Below are 16,038 nucleotides of genomic sequence, written 5' to 3' on the forward strand. Positions count from 1 at the left end.
ACGAGTCATAGTCACCACTATGGCGAGGAGTCGTCACGCAGCGATCGGGTGCGAGAGGCGTGCATCGCGGCCGAAAACCCATGTGTGGCGGGTATATTAACCCGGCCCTGGGTCGCCCTGCGGCCGGATGTCCAGGGTCGCCACAGGGCCGAGGGCGGCCTGGATCTCCGCGAGGCTGGGCGGGTCGGCCCACGGCGGGTCCGCCAATACGCCGAGGCAAGTGAGCCGCCACAGGTCCGGGTTGTCGCCCGCGAGGTAGAAGCGATAGCCGGTCTGGATCATCGATTGGCCGTCCCCGCCGTCGCCGTGGCCGGCGAATCGAAAGCGGACGCGATCGGGCCCCACTGCGGCAACCTCGGTCCAGTATTGTTGAATGCGGGTGATGCGGTAGCGTCCCGGAGCGAGCTTGCGGTCGCGGTCGCGTTCGATCTGCCGCACTTCCAGCGCGCAGCTTGTTTGGTAGCTGGCGCCGTTGCGACGGGCTTTGCCGTTCACGAGGAAGATGCGCGTGCGGCCCTGCGGCATGGGCACGGTCCGGTTCAGCGTGAGACTGCCGCCGGGTTCGGCGCCGATCCACCGACCCTCGGGCGCGTCCTTGATGAACGTACGGCAGCCGCCGGCGAACAGGGTCGCCACCGCGAGTATCACGGCTGAAGCGCGCATCGCCGCGTCACAGCGGCGGCGGGTACCGACGCATTCAGCTGGCATTTTTTTGGCCGACCGCATCTTGTGGGCTCCAGGCTCTTCAGTCGGCGCATCGGCCGCCAGCGGCGTGGCGACGTTGGAACCTTAACGAGAGTGGGGCCGTCCGTGGCCACCGCCATGAACACATCAGTGGTGGGACTTGAGCAGCAGCCGCAGGATCTTGAAGTTGATCACCCAGAAGCGGATGAACTGCCAAACAATACTCGTGCGCACCCAACGAATGTAGCCTGTCGGTACGGGCGGATAGTAGGCCTGCTGGTAGGGCTCTTTATTCTTGGGTTTCGCGGGGATGGAATCGGTAGACATGATTGAACCTCAGGGTGCAATGCTCAAGCCCCCGGACGGGGCAGCCGCCTCCGGGAGGAGCGAGCGGCCGTGCAGCCGGCCTTGGCTGGTCTCGGCGATGGCTCAGTCGGGCAGCACCGACCAGCCAGGGCGCAGCTTCGCCTGGTACATGAACACATGGTGCAGGATGTATTTCATCCAGTGCCCGGCGAGGCCGATCTCGCCGAAGGTGAGGCTCAAGTCCCGGCCGTACTCGGGATAGGTCTCGTAGTCGGGCACCACGGGATAGACCGTCATGGTGGCTGCTGTGCCCTTGGAGATGTGGAAGCCGGTGGAGGCCACACAGGCGGCGCCCATCTCGGCCATGGATGCGGTGTGGGTGAGCTCCACGCTCCCCTGCAGGAGATCTCGGATGTTCTCGGCCACGGCCTTGCCAATGGCGGCCGACGGCATGCCCGTGCGCGGCGGCGTGGGGCTGATGGGCGTGCCGCTGGGGCTCTTCATGGGCTTGCTGATGGGGTGAGGCGGCGCAAAGGCGATGCCGATGGCGAAGATGTTCTTGTACTTTGGCGTCTGGTAGGTGCGCGGCCAGTCGGCCTTGGTCCAGTCCTCAAAGGGCTTCGGCGTGTAGTCCGCGTCCACTTTCATGAAGCCGTTGGGTGCGAACAGCTCGCCGGTGATGTCGTTGCCCTCGGCATCGAACGCCTTGAGCGGCTGGCCTGCGAAGGGGGGGATCAGCATCGCGAAGTCGAATTCGAGCTGGTGCTCGCTGCCGTCGAGCAGCTCGTAGGTGAGCTTGCCCGGCTCCACCTTCTTGACTGCCGCGCGCACGATCCATTCGATGCCGCGCTCCACCATCAGCGACTCGGCGAAGACTTTGCCGTTGGTGATGTAGCCGCCGCGCTTGATGTGCACGCCGCCCATGCCGAAGTCGCCGAGCTCGTACTCGTTGCTGATCCACACCAGCCGTGCCTTGTCGCGTACGCCGGCCCCGCGCAGCATGTGGTCGACGTTGTAGATGTACTCGAAGGCGGCGCCCTGGCAGGTGCACATGCCGTGGCCCGTCCCGATGACGAAGGTCTTCTGCTCACCCTGCTTCATCGCGGCGATGGCCGCCTGCAGCTGCTCGTTGGCGTGCAGGGCGTGCTGCGGCGTGCAGACGGACGTGGTGTAGCCCCCATCCGGGCCAAGCCCGGGGGTGGCGCCGAAGTTGAGCTTCGGACCGGTGGCGTTGATGAGGTAGTCGTAGGGCAGCGCCGCGCTCTCGCCGCTGCGGGCCGGGTCGGTGTATTCCACCATCACATGCGGCTCGGCCAGAGCGCCGCCGCCGTCCGGGTGGATGGTTAGGGCGCGTGCCTGGTGGAATTTGACGTTGATCTTCCGGTAGATGGGCTCGAGGTCGAAGGTGACCTGTTTCTCCGTCATCTCGCCCACGCCCACCCAGATGTTGGACGGTATCCAGTTCCACTTGGCGTTGGGCGAGACGACGATCACTTCGTGCTCTTGCCCGACCCACTTACCGAGATAGCGGGCGGCTGTGTGCCCGGAAATGCCTGCGCCCAGGATCAGAACGCGTGCCATGGATAACCTCCTGCGATGGTTTGCAGGCTACGCTACTCCCGTCGGCACTTGGCCGACAAAGACGCAGATCAAGTGTAACGGGGCTTTAATGATTGGCTCGCATCGGGTTTTTCGGCAGGCATCGGGGCGTCGTTGAGCGCCCCTGCGCCTCGGCTCGCTACGGTAGCAACGCGTCGGTCGCACCCCGCGCGCTGCGGGCCGCTGGCGGCTGGTAGACTGGTGTACAAAGTGGCAGGCGCTGCGAGAGCAGGCCGCCATCCCCGGTAGATATCCCCCAGCAGGTGTCCCCAGATGTTTTCCGCCGTCCTTCGTGCCGCCGCTGGCTTCGGCATGGTCCTTTGTTTCACGGGCTCAGTGGCGGCCATGTCCGTGCTTCCGGGTTGTGCTGCGCAGCGTGCGCAGGAGCCGGCAGAGCCGGTGGCTCGCGGCGGGCACTTCGCCGACAAGATCCTGGTGAAAAAGAGCCAGCGGCGGTTGTACCTCATGCGCGACGGCAAGCCGTTTCGCACCTATCGGGTGAGTCTCGGCATCGAGCCGGAGGGACACAAGCAGCGCCAGGGCGACAACCGCACGCCGGAGGGCCGCTACACCATCAGCGGGCGCAATGCACGCAGCAATTTCTACAAGGCCCTACATATCTCCTATCCGAACCTTGAGGACCGCCTCAAGGCTGCGCGTCGGGGCTGGGATCCGGGCGGCGCCATCATGATTCACGGGGAGCCCCGCAGCGTGCGCTTCGCGCACTTGCGCGATGCCATCCGCGAAGAGGACTGGACGCAGGGCTGTATCGCTGTGTCCAACATGGCTGTTGACGAGATCTGGCGCTACGTCAGTGACGGCACACCCATCGAGATCCTGCCATAGCGCATCGTGCGCCAGTCTGGTCATCAATTGTCACGGACCGTTGCAATTTGCTGCAATTTGGTCGCTTGCTGTTCATAAGGCATGGCTAATATAGATAAGGACAGAATCCCTGGCGCCGCCTGGGGCGTCGACTGGAGAAAGCCATGTTTCCAACACTCGTTGCGGGTGGCCTCAGCCTAGTGCTGGCCGCCGCGAGTCAAGTTGCTGCCGAGGATGGCGGTTCTACAGCTGCACCAGTAGCTGCGAAGCCAGCCGCCGGCATTGTCTCTGAGATGCCGGCGCAGACCGTCCGTCCCGACACCCGAGAAGGCCAAGTGGCTCGCTAAGTCTTTGGCCTGGCCGATCAGTGTTTCCGGTTTACCGGTACCCCAAGCGCCGCGGGCAGCTGCATTGTGATGCAGTGCAGGCTGCCGCCCTGGCGGATCAGAGGCCGACAGTCCACCACCTCCACCGTACGTCCGGGGAAGCAGGCCGCCAGCCGCTCGGCGGCAACGGCGTCCGCTGGGTCGCCGTAGCCTGGCATTAGGATGGCGCCATTGATGATTAGGAAGTTGGCATAGCTCGCAGGCAGTGGTGCGCCCTGCTCGTCGTGGATAGGGGCAGGCGCCGGCAGCGGCACCAGCGTGTAGGGCCGGCCGTCGCTGCGGCGCAGTCTGGCGAGCTCCTGCGCCAGCGCTGTCAGGGCGCCGCGCTCGGCAGGGGAGGCCGCCGCGTGTGCCGTCACATGGCAGATGGTGGCGGGTGTGCAGAAGCGCGCGAGGGTGTCGATATGGCCGTCGGTGTCGTCACCGTCGAGCTGCCCTTCATGCAGCCAAAGCACGCGCCTGAGTCCCAGGCGCGCCGCCAGCTCGGCCTCGATGTGGGGTTGATCCCAGCCCGGGTTGCGCGCCGGGTCTACCAGGGTGCGGCGCACCGCCAGAGCTGTGCCTTCGCCGTCGGTGTCGATGGCGCCGCCTTCCAGCACCAGCAGGCTTGTCACCAGCTCGGCGTCTCCGAGCCAGCCGTCGGCGTGGAGCCGAGCGGTGATGCGGTCATCCTGCGCCGCCGGGTACTTGGCTCCCCAGCCATTGAAGCGGAAATCCACGACCTGCGCTCGGCCCGCGACGTCGGTCACCGTGAGCGGCCCGTGATCTCGAGACCAGGTGTCATCACTCGGGGCCACCGCGAGACCCACCGTCGGCGGTGCCACACCCACGCTGACCACGAGCCGGCGCACGTGCTCGGCATGGTCAGGGTCGTTGCAGACCACGAGCAGCCGTTGGCGGTGGGCAATGCGTGAGGCGATGCGCAAATAGACCGCCTCCACATCCTCGAGCTGGCCAGCCCAGTCAGTGGCCGCGTGGGGCCAGGTGAGCATGACCGCATGTTGCGGCTCCCATTCCGCCGGCAGGCGTAGCATGCGGGCGACGGCCTGCGGCGGGCCCCCTTGGGCTGCGTGCGGTGATCCCGTCAGGCGCTCACAGTTCCTTGATTCTGACGTGTCTTGGCTGCGGCGCGCGCCGCGAGCGCGACGAAGACATAAGCCCAGCCGTTGAAGATGAGCTCGATGGCTATGAAGAGCCCGATGAAGAAGAGCCCTGACTCCGGCCATTCCAACAGGATGAGTACGCCGAGCACTACGGAGACGACACCCGACACCAACGGCCACCACCAACCCTTCGCCGGGCGCACCTGAAACGCCATGATCGCTCGTAGGATGCCGACAGCGATGAGCGCATAGGCGATGACGAGCGTCAGCGAGAGCGCTGCGAGCTCGGTATGCAAGATCATCAGTAGACCCGCTCCGATGTAGAGCAGAGCGATGAGCACGTGCCAAGCGATGCTCTTCCAACCCCGGCACTTGATCGCGTCGAGCAATTGGAAGACGCCGCCCACCGCCAGCAGGACGCCGAAGAACACGACCGACACTTCGGTGAGCATGAAGGTCATGCCAAGCCCGAGCGTCCCCAGCACGATGGAGACCAGGCCGAACAACAGCAGCCAGCCCCAGTTCTTCTCCAGCTCGCCGAAAATGGCAGGCGCGGGTGGCAACGGATTCGTCGTGTTGGGGCTCATGGTGGGTCTCCTCTCAATCGGGTTGCGGAAGGGCATGCTCCGCGGGCTGGTCAGCCGCCGTTGGCCTGCGCCTCTTCGGCTTGGAGCTTGGCTTGGATGAATGCGCTCTGCGGGATGTTCAGCAGCTCCGAGATTCTGCGGGTCAGGTCTTCTTCGTGCTGCCCGAGCCGCTCATCGGCGTTGGCGACCCGCCACAGGGCTGCTACCAGGCGGATCTTGTCGTCTTGCTGGTAGTGCTCGTTGATGAGCGATGTGAACTGGAAGACTTCCGTGGAGCCTTTGCGCTCGGCCTCGGCACAACCGAGCAGCGCCTCGGCCTGGGAATAGGTCATGCCGAAGCACTCCCGCACCAGGGCCACGACGGTCTCCCGCTCGATGGTGCCGGATGAGTCCTCCATGTGCGTCATCTCCAGCAGAAGTGCCGCCGCCGCGCGGCGCACCGCGTCCTCGGCGGCCTCGGGGGTCCGGTCGCCGGGACGAGACAAGTGGGTGTTGAAGAAGGTGCGGATGCTGCTCAGCATAGGTCCAAGATCCTGGTCGTGCATCGCCGGCACGGCAGCGACGCTGGTGCGGGCTGGTTGGCCCGGAAGTCCTCAAATGGGGGCACTTCCCTCAGGTTTCCGCGTTGGGCGCGGGGGCGTCCCCCGGCCTCAGGGCCTCGCCGCACATCCGGCAGACGTAGCGCGCGCCGCGCAGAACGCGGTGATGGCGAATGCTGGTGAGGGCATGCTCGCCACAACGGCAATGGTACGCATGGCGGCGCAGCCGTCGGGCCTTAAGCCCGTCCACGTCGAAATCATGGCACCGCCTGGGGTCGGCGCCGAGGACGCGCATGAGCTGCTGCCACTCCGGCCCGTGTGGCCGCACGTGCCGGCCGAAGCGCAGGTAGACCAGATAATGAGCGACCTCGTGCGGCACCGTCTGCGCGATAAAGTCCGCCGCGTGACGGACGAGGAGCGCGAGATTGTAGCGGATGGCCGCCTCACCGTTGCGGTCGACCCGAAACTGGCCGGCGGCTTGCCCGCGCAGGTCGAAGGCGATCCGCGGCTGCGGCGCGCGGCGTCCGATGAGCCGGCTCCCCTCGGTGACCAGCTCAGTTGTGCGCGTCACGACGCGTGCCCGGCTGACATCGGTCTGCGAGGGGGCGGCGACAATCGGATGCTGAGTTGGCGCGCTGGTGGTCTCCATGGGCACGATTAGACGGCAAGGTCCTTGGCGTGTCCAGCCGGCGGCGCGGAGAGGACAACGGTAGGACGGCGGCACGCCGCGTCATGCAGCAACTGTCCGTGCGACTTGCGAACACTACGCTAGCGGGGTAGTATTCCGCGGCTTGGGCATCGGAGCTTGACGCGTTCAGATCACGCCGGTGCAAAGCCCGCCACGCCATCGTCCCAACAGGAACGGCAAACTGGGGCGGTTCGTTTGATGGCACGATCGGGTTGCTGATGATTTGGCTCGCCTCCGGATTGTCTGTGTAGGCGAAGACGACTGGGCCGCTGGCCCATTTTTTGTTTCTGGCCCTATTTTTTGTTTTTGAACCGCATCAGCCGAGAGATCGGGATCGTCCACGCATCACCGGATGCGCACGAGCCCACTGCCGTTTGCGGCACTGCGCACCATGACGGTGTTGGCCGGGCGTTGCAGGACCAGACCGCCGCAGCATGAGAGGCGTCGCACCCAAGCTCGCAGAAGTCGTCCGTTCCGTGGTGGAGCCCATGGGCTATGAGTGCGTCGGCATCGAGCACGACAGCGGCGGCAAGGGCGGCGCTGTCCTGCGTGTCTACATCGACCATGCCGACGGGATCGGCCTAGAAGATTGCGAAGCGGTCAGCCACCAATTGAGTGGCGCACTGGACGTCGCGGATCCCATCGCGGGGCAGTACGACCTAGAGGTGTCGTCGCCCGGGCTGGACCGCCCGCTGTTCGAGCTCGAGCACTTTCGCCGCTTTTCCGGCGCGCGGGCGCACATCCGCCTCGCAGACAAGCTGGACGGCCGGCGTCGCTTCGAGGGTCACCTGGCCGGCGTGGAGGGGGAATCTGTGCTGCTGGACATGGACGGAGAGCGACTGGTGCTGCCGTTCGCGCGCATCGAGTCGGCGCGGCTCGTGCCAGAATTCTGAATACTGGTTGACACTATGAGTAAAGACATTTTGCTGGTGGTGGAGGCGGTCTCCAACGAAAAGGACGTGCCCGAGGAGATCATCTTCGAGGCCATGGAGGCCGCGCTCGCCTCGGCCACCCGCAAGAAGCACGGCGGCGACATCGAGGCGCGCGTCGCCATCGACCGCGAGAGCGGCGATTACGAGACCTTCCGGCGCTGGGAAGTCGTCCCGGATACAGAGGGCGAGCCGCTGGAGGCCCCCGAGCGGCAGATCACGCTGTCCGCCGCGAAAGAGCTGGAGCCGAGCCTTGATCTGGGTGACTACGTCGAGGAGCCCATGGAATCGGTTCTGTTTGGACGTATCGCTGCGCAGACGGCCAAGCAGGTCATCGTGCAGAAGGTGCGCGAGGCCGAGCGCGCCAAAGTGGTGGAGATGTTCCAGCACCGCGAAGGCGAGCTCGTGACCGGCATCGTCAAAAAGGCCGAGCGCGGCACCATCGTGCTCGATTTGGGCGGCAATGCCGAGGCGCTGGTCCCGCGCGATCAAATGATCCCGCGCGAGAATGTGCGCCCCAACGACCGCCTGCGTGGGCTGCTGTACGAGGTTCGCTCCGAGCCCAAGGGTCCGCAGCTGTTCGTCAGCCGCACCGCACCGCAGCTGCTCATCGAGCTGTTCAAGCTGGAGGTGCCGGAGGTGGGCGAGGGCACCATCGAGATTCTCGCTGCTGCCCGCGATCCGGGCCTGCGTGCCAAGATCGCCGTACGCACCAAAGACCAGCGTATTGACCCCGTCGGCGCCTGTGTCGGTATGCGCGGCTCGCGGGTTCAGGCGGTCTCCAACGAGCTGAACGGCGAGCGTGTGGACATCATCCAGTGGGACGAGAACCCGGCGCAGTTCGTCATCAACGCCATGTCCCCGGCGGATGTCATGTCCATCGTCATCGACGAGGACGCCCGCAGCATGGACGTCGCTGTGAAGGAGGACAACTTGTCCCAGGCCATCGGCCGCGGCGGCCAGAACGTGCGGCTGGCGAGCCAGCTTACGGGCTGGGAGCTCAACGTCATGAGCGAGGAGGACGCGGCCGCTAAGGGCGAGGAAGAAGCCAGGCGCATCGCCTCGCTCTTCATGGACCAGCTCCAGGTGGATGAGAACGTGGCCTTCGTGCTGGTGGAGGAGGGCTTCACCAGCATCGAAGAGGTCGCCTATGTACCGGCGTCGGAGCTCCAGGCTATCGCCGAGTTCGACGATGAGATCATCGATATCCTGCGCCAGCGAGCCAAGGATGTACTGCTGACGCGTGCCGTCACGGGTACCGAGACAGACGAGGGTCAACCGGCGACGGATCTGCTCAGCATGGCCGGGATGGACGACGAGCTGGCCTACGCCCTAGCCCGGCGCGGTATCGCGTCGATGGAGGAGCTTGCCGAACAGTCGGTGGACGAGCTGATGGAGATTGAAGGCATGGACGAGGAGCGGGCCGCCCAACTCATCATGACCGCGCGCGAGCCCTGGTTCGCCGAGTCGGAACAGGCCTAGGTTGCGGAGGTGTCTATGAGCAGCGATGTCACGGTCAAACAACTTGCCACCACTGTGAATATCCCGGTGGAGCGGTTGCTCGCCCAGCTGAACGAGGCCGGAATTCAGGCCGATGCCGCCGAGGCCACCATCACCGAGCAGGAAAAGCTCCAGCTCCTGAATTATCTGCGCCGCAGCCACGCCAGGAAGGAGGGCGAAGAGCCCCCTGCCAAGCGCACATCTGCACCGCGACGGGAGAGCTACCGCGAGCCCGGGGGGGAGCCCCGCCGCAGCGCCACGCCGTCACGGCCATCCCGGCCCACGCTCAGCACGCGAGGTGGTCCCACCCGCGGACAGAAGACCGTCTCAGTGGAGGTGCGCCGCAAGCGCACCCAGCTGCGCCGGGACGATGTCAAGCCCAGTGGCGAGGCGCGGCCCGCAGCGGCGGCCGAGGCGCCTGCGGCAGCCCTGCCGGAGCGGCAGGGTCTGAAGCGCCAGCCCCAGCCGGGCGGCGTCGACGAACAGCGTCGCCGGGCGGAGCTCGAGGCGCGTCGCGCCGAAGAGGAAGCCCGCCGGCTTGCCGAGCAGGAGGAACAGGACCGGCTGCGTGCGGAAGAAGAGGCCCGCCGCCGCGCGGACGACGAAGCGCGTAAGCGTCGCGAGACCGAAGAGCGCGCCCGCCGCGACGCGGAGGAGATAGAGTCCGCGGAAGCAGGGTCGGAGACGGCGGACGAGGAGGCTGGGCTGGCAGAGCCAACTGTGCAGCCGGACGAGGTCGTTGCCGAAGGCGCTGCCGCAATCGAGGCCGAGGCGCCGGATCGCCACCGCAAGCACGGCAAGAAGCACGAAGAACGTACTGAGCGCGAGAAGTCCGCCAAAAAGGCGGGCAAGAAGGATGCCGGGAAGAAGCGCACGACGGCTGGCGTCGTTGACGACGAGGATGCTGCCGCGCTTGGCGTCATCTCGCGCCCGTCGGTGCGCCGGCGCAAGAAGCCCGGCAAGCCCCAGCTCGCCGATAAGCATCAGTTCCAAAAGCCTACGGCGCCGGTGGTGCGTGAGGTAGAAGTGCCGGAGTCCATCTCCGTCGCCGACCTCGCCCAGCGCATGTCCGTGAAGGCGGCGGACCTGGTGAAGGTGTTGTTCAAGCAGGGCATGATGGTCACGATCAACCAAATGTTGGACCGCGACACGGCCATGCTGCTGGTGGAAGAGATGGGGCACAAGGCCGTGGAGGCGCAGGAGAGAGACGCCGAGGACAGCCTGATGGAGCTCCTCGGCGAGGAGACGGAGCAGGCTGAGAGTCTGCCGCGGCCGCCGGTGGTCACCATCATGGGCCATGTCGACCACGGCAAGACGTCGCTGCTGGACTATATCCGTCGCACCCGTGTCACCGCCGGCGAGGCCGGCGGCATCACCCAGCACATCGGTGCCTACCACGTTGAAACGGAAAAGGGGATCATCTCCTTCCTCGACACTCCGGGCCATGCCGCCTTCTCGGCCATGCGTGCCCGCGGGGCCAAGGTCACGGACCTCGTCATCCTGGTCGTGGCCGCCGACAACGGCGTTATGCCGCAGACCGTTGAGGCCATTCAACACGCCCGCGCATCGGGTGTGCCGATCGTGGTCGCCATCAACAAGATGGACAAGCCTGAGGCCAACCCGGACCGGGTGTTGCAGGAGCTCACCCAGCATGAGGTGGTCGCCGAGGAATGGGGCGGCGACACCATGACCGTCAAGGTCTCGGCGAAGACCGGCGACGGCATCGACGACCTGCTTGATGCCGTGCTGCTGCAGGCAGAGGTATTGGAGCTGACGGCCCCCAAGGACAGTCCTGCCCACGGCACCATCGTCGAGTCGAGCGTGGAGAAGGGCCGCGGTCCGGTGGCCACGGTGCTGGTGCAGTCCGGCACGCTGCGCCAAGGTGACACCATCGTCAGCGGCTCGGAGTATGGCCGCGTGCGGGCGATGTTCGACGAGAACGGCCTGCCGGTGCAGGAGGCCGGGCCATCCATTCCGGTGCAGGTGCTAGGTCTGTCCGCGGCCCCCAATGCCGGTGACGACGTCATTGCCGTCTCCGATGAGCGCCGGGCTCGCGAGGTGGCGGAGCTGCGCGCCGAGCGCGACCGCCAGTCTCGCATCGACCAACAGGGCGCGGCCAATCTGGACCAGCTCTTCTCGCAGTTGAAGGAGGGCGAGCAGAAGTCGGTCAACATCATTCTCAAGGCGGACGTGCAGGGCAGTGTCGAAGCACTGCGCGAGGCACTGGTGAAGCTCTCCAACGACGAGGTTCGGGTGGCAGTGGTGGCCGCCGGCGTCGGCGGCATTACAGAGTCCGACGCCAACCTGGCGGTCACCTCCAATGCCATCCTGCTCGGCTTTAACGTGCGCGCCGACGCCGCCGCCCGGCGGGTGGTGGAGGCCCACGGCCTCGATCTGCGCTACTACTCCATCATCTACGAGCTCATCGACGACGTGAAGCAGGCCATTTCCGGCATGCTGAGCCCCATCGTCACGGAGGAGATCATCGGGCTGGCCGAAGTGCGCGACGTGTTTCGCTCCTCCAAGTTTGGTGCGGTCGCCGGCTGTATGGTGGTGGAGGGCGTGATCAAGCGCAACAACCCCATCCGCGTGCTGCGCGACAACGTGGTCATCTACGAGGGCGCGCTGGAGTCCTTGCGCCGCTTCAAGGACGACGTGTCGGAAGTCAAGGCGGGCACCGAGTGCGGCATCGGCGTCAAGAACTACAACGACGTCCAGCCGGGCGACCAGATCGAGGTGTTTGAGCGCACCGAGCGGGCCCGCGAGCTGTGAGCAGCGATCCCGGCGTGACCCGCTCGTTCTCGCCGTGCGGATGGATCAGGTGGCAGGGCCATGAGTGACGGTGGGCGCGCCGAGCGGGTTGGCGCGGAGTTGCTGCGTGAGCTCGCGGTGCTGCTGCGCACGGAAGTAAAGGACCCGCGCATCGGTTCAGTCACCTTGCAGGAGGTGCGGGTCAGCCGCGACTTGGCGCACGCTAAGGTGTATTTCACCTGCTTTCCGCTCGATCAGTGCGGAGAGGAACAGGAGCAGGTGCTGAATGGTGCGCTGGCGGGCTTCCTGCGCCGGGCGCTCGCCCGGCGAGTGCGTTTGCGCACGGTGCCGCAGTTGCATTTCGTGCATGACACATCGGTGCTGGAGGGTGAGCGCCTAGCGGCCCTCATCGACAGCGTGGCGCCGCCGCCGGAGCCGGACGACCAGCGCTCCTGAGCCGCGCACGCCCTGCTCCAACCCCTACGGATTCCCGACCCGCCGGCGCGCGGGTGAGCATACGTCCAGCATGTCGAGACGACGCAACAAAGGCCGACCCGTGGACGGCATCCTGCTGCTGGATAAGCCAGCCGGGGTGTCCTCGAACCAGGCCTTGCAACAGGTCAAACGCCTATACAAGGCGTCCAAGGCTGGCCATACCGGCAGCCTGGACCCGCTGGCCACCGGGCTTCTGCCGCTGTGCCTGGGGCAGACCACCAAGTTTTCGTCCTTCCTGCTGGATGCGGATAAGCGTTATCGGGTAACGGTGACCCTGGGTGTGACCACCGACAGTGCCGATGCCGATGGTCAGGTGCTGGAGACGCGGTCCATCGACGGCGTAGACGCAGATGCCGTGCGCGACGTGCTGCCGCGTTTCACTGGCTGCATCGAACAGCTGCCGCCCATGTACTCCGCCGTCAAGCACCAAGGCGAGCGGCTGTACAAGCTGGCCCGGGAGGGTAAGGAAGTGGAGCGTACGCCGCGGGAGGTGCACATCTTCGCGCTCACGCTGCTCGGCTTTACGCCGCCCACGCTGGAGCTGGATGTGCATTGCTCCAAGGGCACCTATGTACGCACGCTGGCCGAGGAGATCGGCGCGGCGCTCGGCTGCGGGGCGCATGTCTCAGCGCTGCGGCGCACTGGCGTAGGTCCCTACGTCGAGGGGGAGACCCGCTTCGTCACCATGGCGGACGTGGAGGCCGCCGCCGAAGAGGGCTTCGCGGCGCTCGATGCCATGCTGCTGCCACTGGACACGGTGCTCGGCCATTGCCCGGCGGTGCGACTCTCCGCGGATGCAGCCTTCTACCTGCGGCAGGGGCAGCCGGTGTTGGTACCGCAGGCCCCTACGGAAGGTTTGGTGCGTCTGTACGCCGGCCAGCATGAGTTCCTCGGCATCGGGGTCATTCTGGACGACGGGCGAGTGCAGCCGAAGCGCTTGGTGTGACCGGATATGCACCGAGAGTTGACGGGAGCCAGCCGCATCGCAGCCGAACGGTCACAATCGGTTCAACTGCACCTTAAAGGCCGTTACCATACGCGAGCTTGAACACCGCCTCGCTGCCAGCGCGCCCCGCGCAGCGCGGAATGAGTCGACGAGATTCCATCGCGGCGCACCCTGGAGTCATTGCCGGGGCCGCCGCTCGATTGGGCGCAGCGCTCGGCGCGCCCACCAACAGCCGAATCGGCATCAGCCCCACAGGAGCTCAACAATGACAATCACCGCAGAAGACAAGCGCCGTATCGTCGAGGAGCATGGCAAAGACGGCAAGGATACCGGCAGCACCGAGGTTCAGGTCGCGTTGCTCACCGCGCGCATCAAGGACCTCACCGAGCATTTCAGCGAGCACAAGAAAGACCATCACTCCCGCCGCGGGCTGGTGCGCATGGTCAACTCGCGCCGCAAGCTGCTCGACTATCTCAAGCGCAAGGATTTGGACCGCTACCGGGCGCTGATCCAAAAGCTCGGCCTGCGCCGCTGATGGTCGGCGCCGCGGGCACCGCCCGCGGCGCTACCGTCGCCCGGTGTCGCGGCTTGCCGCTCGGCAGGCTGCCTCCACCCCGCCAGGACATCCTGAGGACCCATCCAGAGGACCGAACCCAGTGACCCCCATCCGCAAGACCTTCCAGTACGGCGACCAGACGGTCACGCTCGAGACCGGCGAGATCGCCCGCCAGGCGGACGGCGCCGTGTTGATCAACGTCGACGACACGGTGGTGCTCTGTACCGTGGTGGTGGATAAGCGCGCCACCGAGCCAAAGGACTTCCTGCCGCTCACCGTCGACTACCAAGAAAAGACCTACGCCGCCGGCCGTATCCCTGGCGGCTTTTTTCGTCGTGAGGGGCGGCCTAGCGAGGCCGAGATCCTCACCTCTCGCCTGATCGACCGGCCCATTCGCCCGCTCTTTGCCGACGGCTTTGGCCGCGAGATCCAGGTCATCGCCACGGTGAAGTCGCTGAATCCGGCGGTGAACCCGGAAGTGCCGGCGATGATCGGCGTCTCGGCGGCACTCGCCATCTCCGGCGCGCCCTTCAACGGACCCATTGCCGCGGCCCGGGTCGGCTACAAGAATGGGCAGTACCAGCTGAACCCCGCGGTGACGGGTCTGGGTCCGGACAGTGATCTGGATCTGGTGGTGGCAGGCACCGAGAACGCGGTGCTCATGGTGGAGTCGGAAGCCCGCGGTCTGCCCGAGGAGGTCATGCTGGGCGCCGTGCTGTTCGGCCATGAGCAGATGCAGGTAGCCATCCAGGCCATCAACGAGCTTGCCGCGGAAGTGAACAAGCCCCCGCTACCCTTCGACCCGCCGGCAGCAGACCCGGCGCTGGAAGATGCGGTCAGCGCGTATACCGACCGCCTGGCCGAGGCCTATACCATCAAGGACAAGATGGAGCGCTACGCCGCCTTGGACGCTGTCCGGAACGATGCCTTCGAGAAGCTCGCCGGCGACGAAGACGGCCAGTGGCCGCAGCCCAAGGTCTACGGCGCCATCGAGAAGCTGGAAAAGAAGATCGTCCGCAGCGCCATTCTGGAAGGCAAGCCGCGCATCGATGGCCGAGACACCAAGACCGTGCGCCCGATCCATATCCGCACCGGCGTGCTGCCGCGCACCCATGGCTCGGCGCTCTTCACCCGCGGCGAGACCCAGGCGCTGGTGGTCACCACCCTCGGCACGGAACGCGATAGCCAGATCATCGATGCCCTTGAGGGCGAGCGCCGCGAGCCCTTCATGTTGCATTACAACTTCCCGCCCTTCTGCGTCGGCGAGCTGGGCCGGGTCGGCAGCCCCAAACGCCGGGAAATCGGCCACGGCCGGCTCGCCAAGCGCGGCATCCTTGCGGCCATGCCGGCACCGGATGAGTTTCCGTACTCGGTCCGTGTCGTCTCGGAGATCACCGAGTCCAACGGCTCCAGCTCCATGGCATCCGTTTGCGGCACCAGCCTGTCGTTGATGGACGCCGGTGTGCCCGTCAAGGCCCCAGTGGCCGGTGTCGCCATGGGTCTCATCAAGGAGGGCGACGAGTTCGCCGTGCTGACGGATATCATGGGCGACGAGGACCACCTGGGCGACATGGACTTCAAGGTCGCGGGGCCCGCCGGCGGCATCAACGCGCTGCAGATGGACATCAAGATCGAGGGCATCACCAAGGAAATCATGGAGACCGCCTTGGAGCAGGCGAAGGCCGGGCGGCTGCATATCCTGGAGGAAATGAACAAGGTCATCTCAGAGCACCGCGCCGAGATGTCCGACTACGCCCCACGTATCATCGAGTTCAAGATCCATCCGGAAAAGATCCGCGACGTGATCGGTAAGGGCGGCTCCACCATCCGCTCCATCACCGAAGAGACCGGCGCTACCGTCGACATCAACGACGACGGCGTGGTGAAGATCTTCTCCGTCCAACGCAGCGCCGGCGAAGAGGCCAAGAAGCGTATCCGCCTCATCACCGCGGATGTGGAAGTCGGCAAGATCTACGAGGGCAAGGTGGTGCGCCTGATGGACTTCGGCGCGTTTGTCACCATCCTGCCGGGCCGCGATGGCCTAGTGCACATCAGCCAGATCAGCGAGGAACGGGTAGAGAAGGTCTCTGACAAGCTGAAGGAAGGCGACGTCGTCCGCGTCAAGGTGCTCGAGGTCGACAAGC

At 65.8% G+C, this 16,038-nt stretch carries 15 protein-coding genes; 8 read left to right on the forward strand and 7 right to left on the reverse strand.

Going from position 1 to position 16,038, the window contains the following annotated elements:
• Positions 1-96: 96 nt before the first annotated feature.
• The 3 genes from I6U14_RS10985 to I6U14_RS10995 form a co-directional block, all read right to left on the reverse strand.
• Entirely contained in the window at positions 97-636 is a 540-nt protein-coding gene (locus I6U14_RS10985; protein ID WP_296899280.1) for a hypothetical protein, read from the reverse strand.
• A gap of 195 nt (positions 637-831) precedes the next feature.
• On the reverse strand, positions 832-1,011 hold the full coding sequence (locus tag I6U14_RS10990) for a hypothetical protein (RefSeq protein WP_296899282.1): 180 nt from the start codon (positions 1,009-1,011) through the stop codon (positions 832-834).
• 102 nt (positions 1,012-1,113) lie between these two features.
• Entirely contained in the window at positions 1,114-2,571 is a 1,458-nt protein-coding gene (locus I6U14_RS10995; protein ID WP_296899284.1) for an FAD-dependent oxidoreductase, read from the reverse strand.
• 363 nt (positions 2,572-2,934) lie between these two features.
• Here I6U14_RS10995 and I6U14_RS11000 point away from each other — a divergent pair, with 363 nt between their 5' ends.
• The gene (locus I6U14_RS11000; protein WP_296899286.1) at positions 2,935-3,435 is read left to right on the forward strand and encodes a L,D-transpeptidase family protein; all 501 of its coding nucleotides are present in this window, start codon (positions 2,935-2,937) and stop codon (positions 3,433-3,435) included.
• Between the two features lie 343 nt (positions 3,436-3,778).
• Here the strand turns inward: I6U14_RS11000 and I6U14_RS11005 are convergent, their stop codons facing one another.
• The 4 genes from I6U14_RS11005 to I6U14_RS11020 form a co-directional block, all read right to left on the reverse strand.
• Positions 3,779-4,834 (reverse strand): agmatine/peptidylarginine deiminase, encoded by a 1,056-nt coding sequence (locus tag I6U14_RS11005; RefSeq protein ID WP_296899288.1) that lies wholly within the window; start codon positions 4,832-4,834, stop codon positions 3,779-3,781.
• A gap of 50 nt (positions 4,835-4,884) precedes the next feature.
• The gene (locus I6U14_RS11010) at positions 4,885-5,490 is read right to left on the reverse strand and encodes an HdeD family acid-resistance protein (protein WP_296899290.1); all 606 of its coding nucleotides are present in this window, start codon (positions 5,488-5,490) and stop codon (positions 4,885-4,887) included.
• A 50-nt stretch (positions 5,491-5,540) separates the two neighbouring features.
• Complete coding sequence (locus I6U14_RS11015) at positions 5,541-6,011, reverse strand: TerB family tellurite resistance protein (protein ID WP_296899292.1); 471 nt, start codon at positions 6,009-6,011, stop codon at positions 5,541-5,543.
• A gap of 91 nt (positions 6,012-6,102) precedes the next feature.
• On the reverse strand, positions 6,103-6,678 hold the full coding sequence (locus tag I6U14_RS11020; RefSeq protein WP_296899294.1) for a SprT-like domain-containing protein: 576 nt from the start codon (positions 6,676-6,678) through the stop codon (positions 6,103-6,105).
• A gap of 473 nt (positions 6,679-7,151) precedes the next feature.
• Here I6U14_RS11020 and rimP point away from each other — a divergent pair, with 473 nt between their 5' ends.
• The 7 genes from rimP to pnp all read left to right on the forward strand — a co-directional run.
• Positions 7,152-7,610 (forward strand): ribosome maturation factor RimP, encoded by a 459-nt coding sequence (gene rimP / locus I6U14_RS11025; protein ID WP_296899296.1) that lies wholly within the window; start codon positions 7,152-7,154, stop codon positions 7,608-7,610.
• Positions 7,611-7,625: 15 nt separating this feature from the next.
• Positions 7,626-9,128 (forward strand): transcription termination factor NusA, encoded by a 1,503-nt coding sequence (gene nusA / locus I6U14_RS11030; RefSeq protein ID WP_296899298.1) that lies wholly within the window; start codon positions 7,626-7,628, stop codon positions 9,126-9,128.
• Positions 9,129-9,143: 15 nt separating this feature from the next.
• Positions 9,144-11,918 carry a translation initiation factor IF-2 gene (gene infB, locus I6U14_RS11035; protein ID WP_296899300.1) on the forward strand — a complete coding sequence of 925 codons (2,775 nt, stop codon included), beginning with the start codon at positions 9,144-9,146 and terminating at the stop codon, positions 11,916-11,918.
• Positions 11,919-11,978: 60 nt separating this feature from the next.
• Complete coding sequence (gene rbfA, locus I6U14_RS11040; protein WP_296899302.1) at positions 11,979-12,353, forward strand: 30S ribosome-binding factor RbfA; 375 nt, start codon at positions 11,979-11,981, stop codon at positions 12,351-12,353.
• A gap of 70 nt (positions 12,354-12,423) precedes the next feature.
• Positions 12,424-13,338 (forward strand): tRNA pseudouridine(55) synthase TruB, encoded by a 915-nt coding sequence (gene truB, locus I6U14_RS11045; protein WP_296899304.1) that lies wholly within the window; start codon positions 12,424-12,426, stop codon positions 13,336-13,338.
• A gap of 265 nt (positions 13,339-13,603) precedes the next feature.
• Positions 13,604-13,873, forward strand: coding sequence for a 30S ribosomal protein S15 (rpsO, locus tag I6U14_RS11050; protein ID WP_296899306.1), 270 nt, complete (start codon positions 13,604-13,606; stop codon positions 13,871-13,873).
• A gap of 121 nt (positions 13,874-13,994) precedes the next feature.
• The coding region (pnp, locus tag I6U14_RS11055; protein WP_296899308.1) for a polyribonucleotide nucleotidyltransferase at positions 13,995-16,038 on the forward strand (2,044 nt) is incomplete at its 3' end.

It is taken from the genome of Thiohalocapsa sp., from assembly GCF_019695415.1.
Classification (GTDB): Bacteria; Pseudomonadota; Gammaproteobacteria; order Chromatiales; family Chromatiaceae; genus Thiohalocapsa.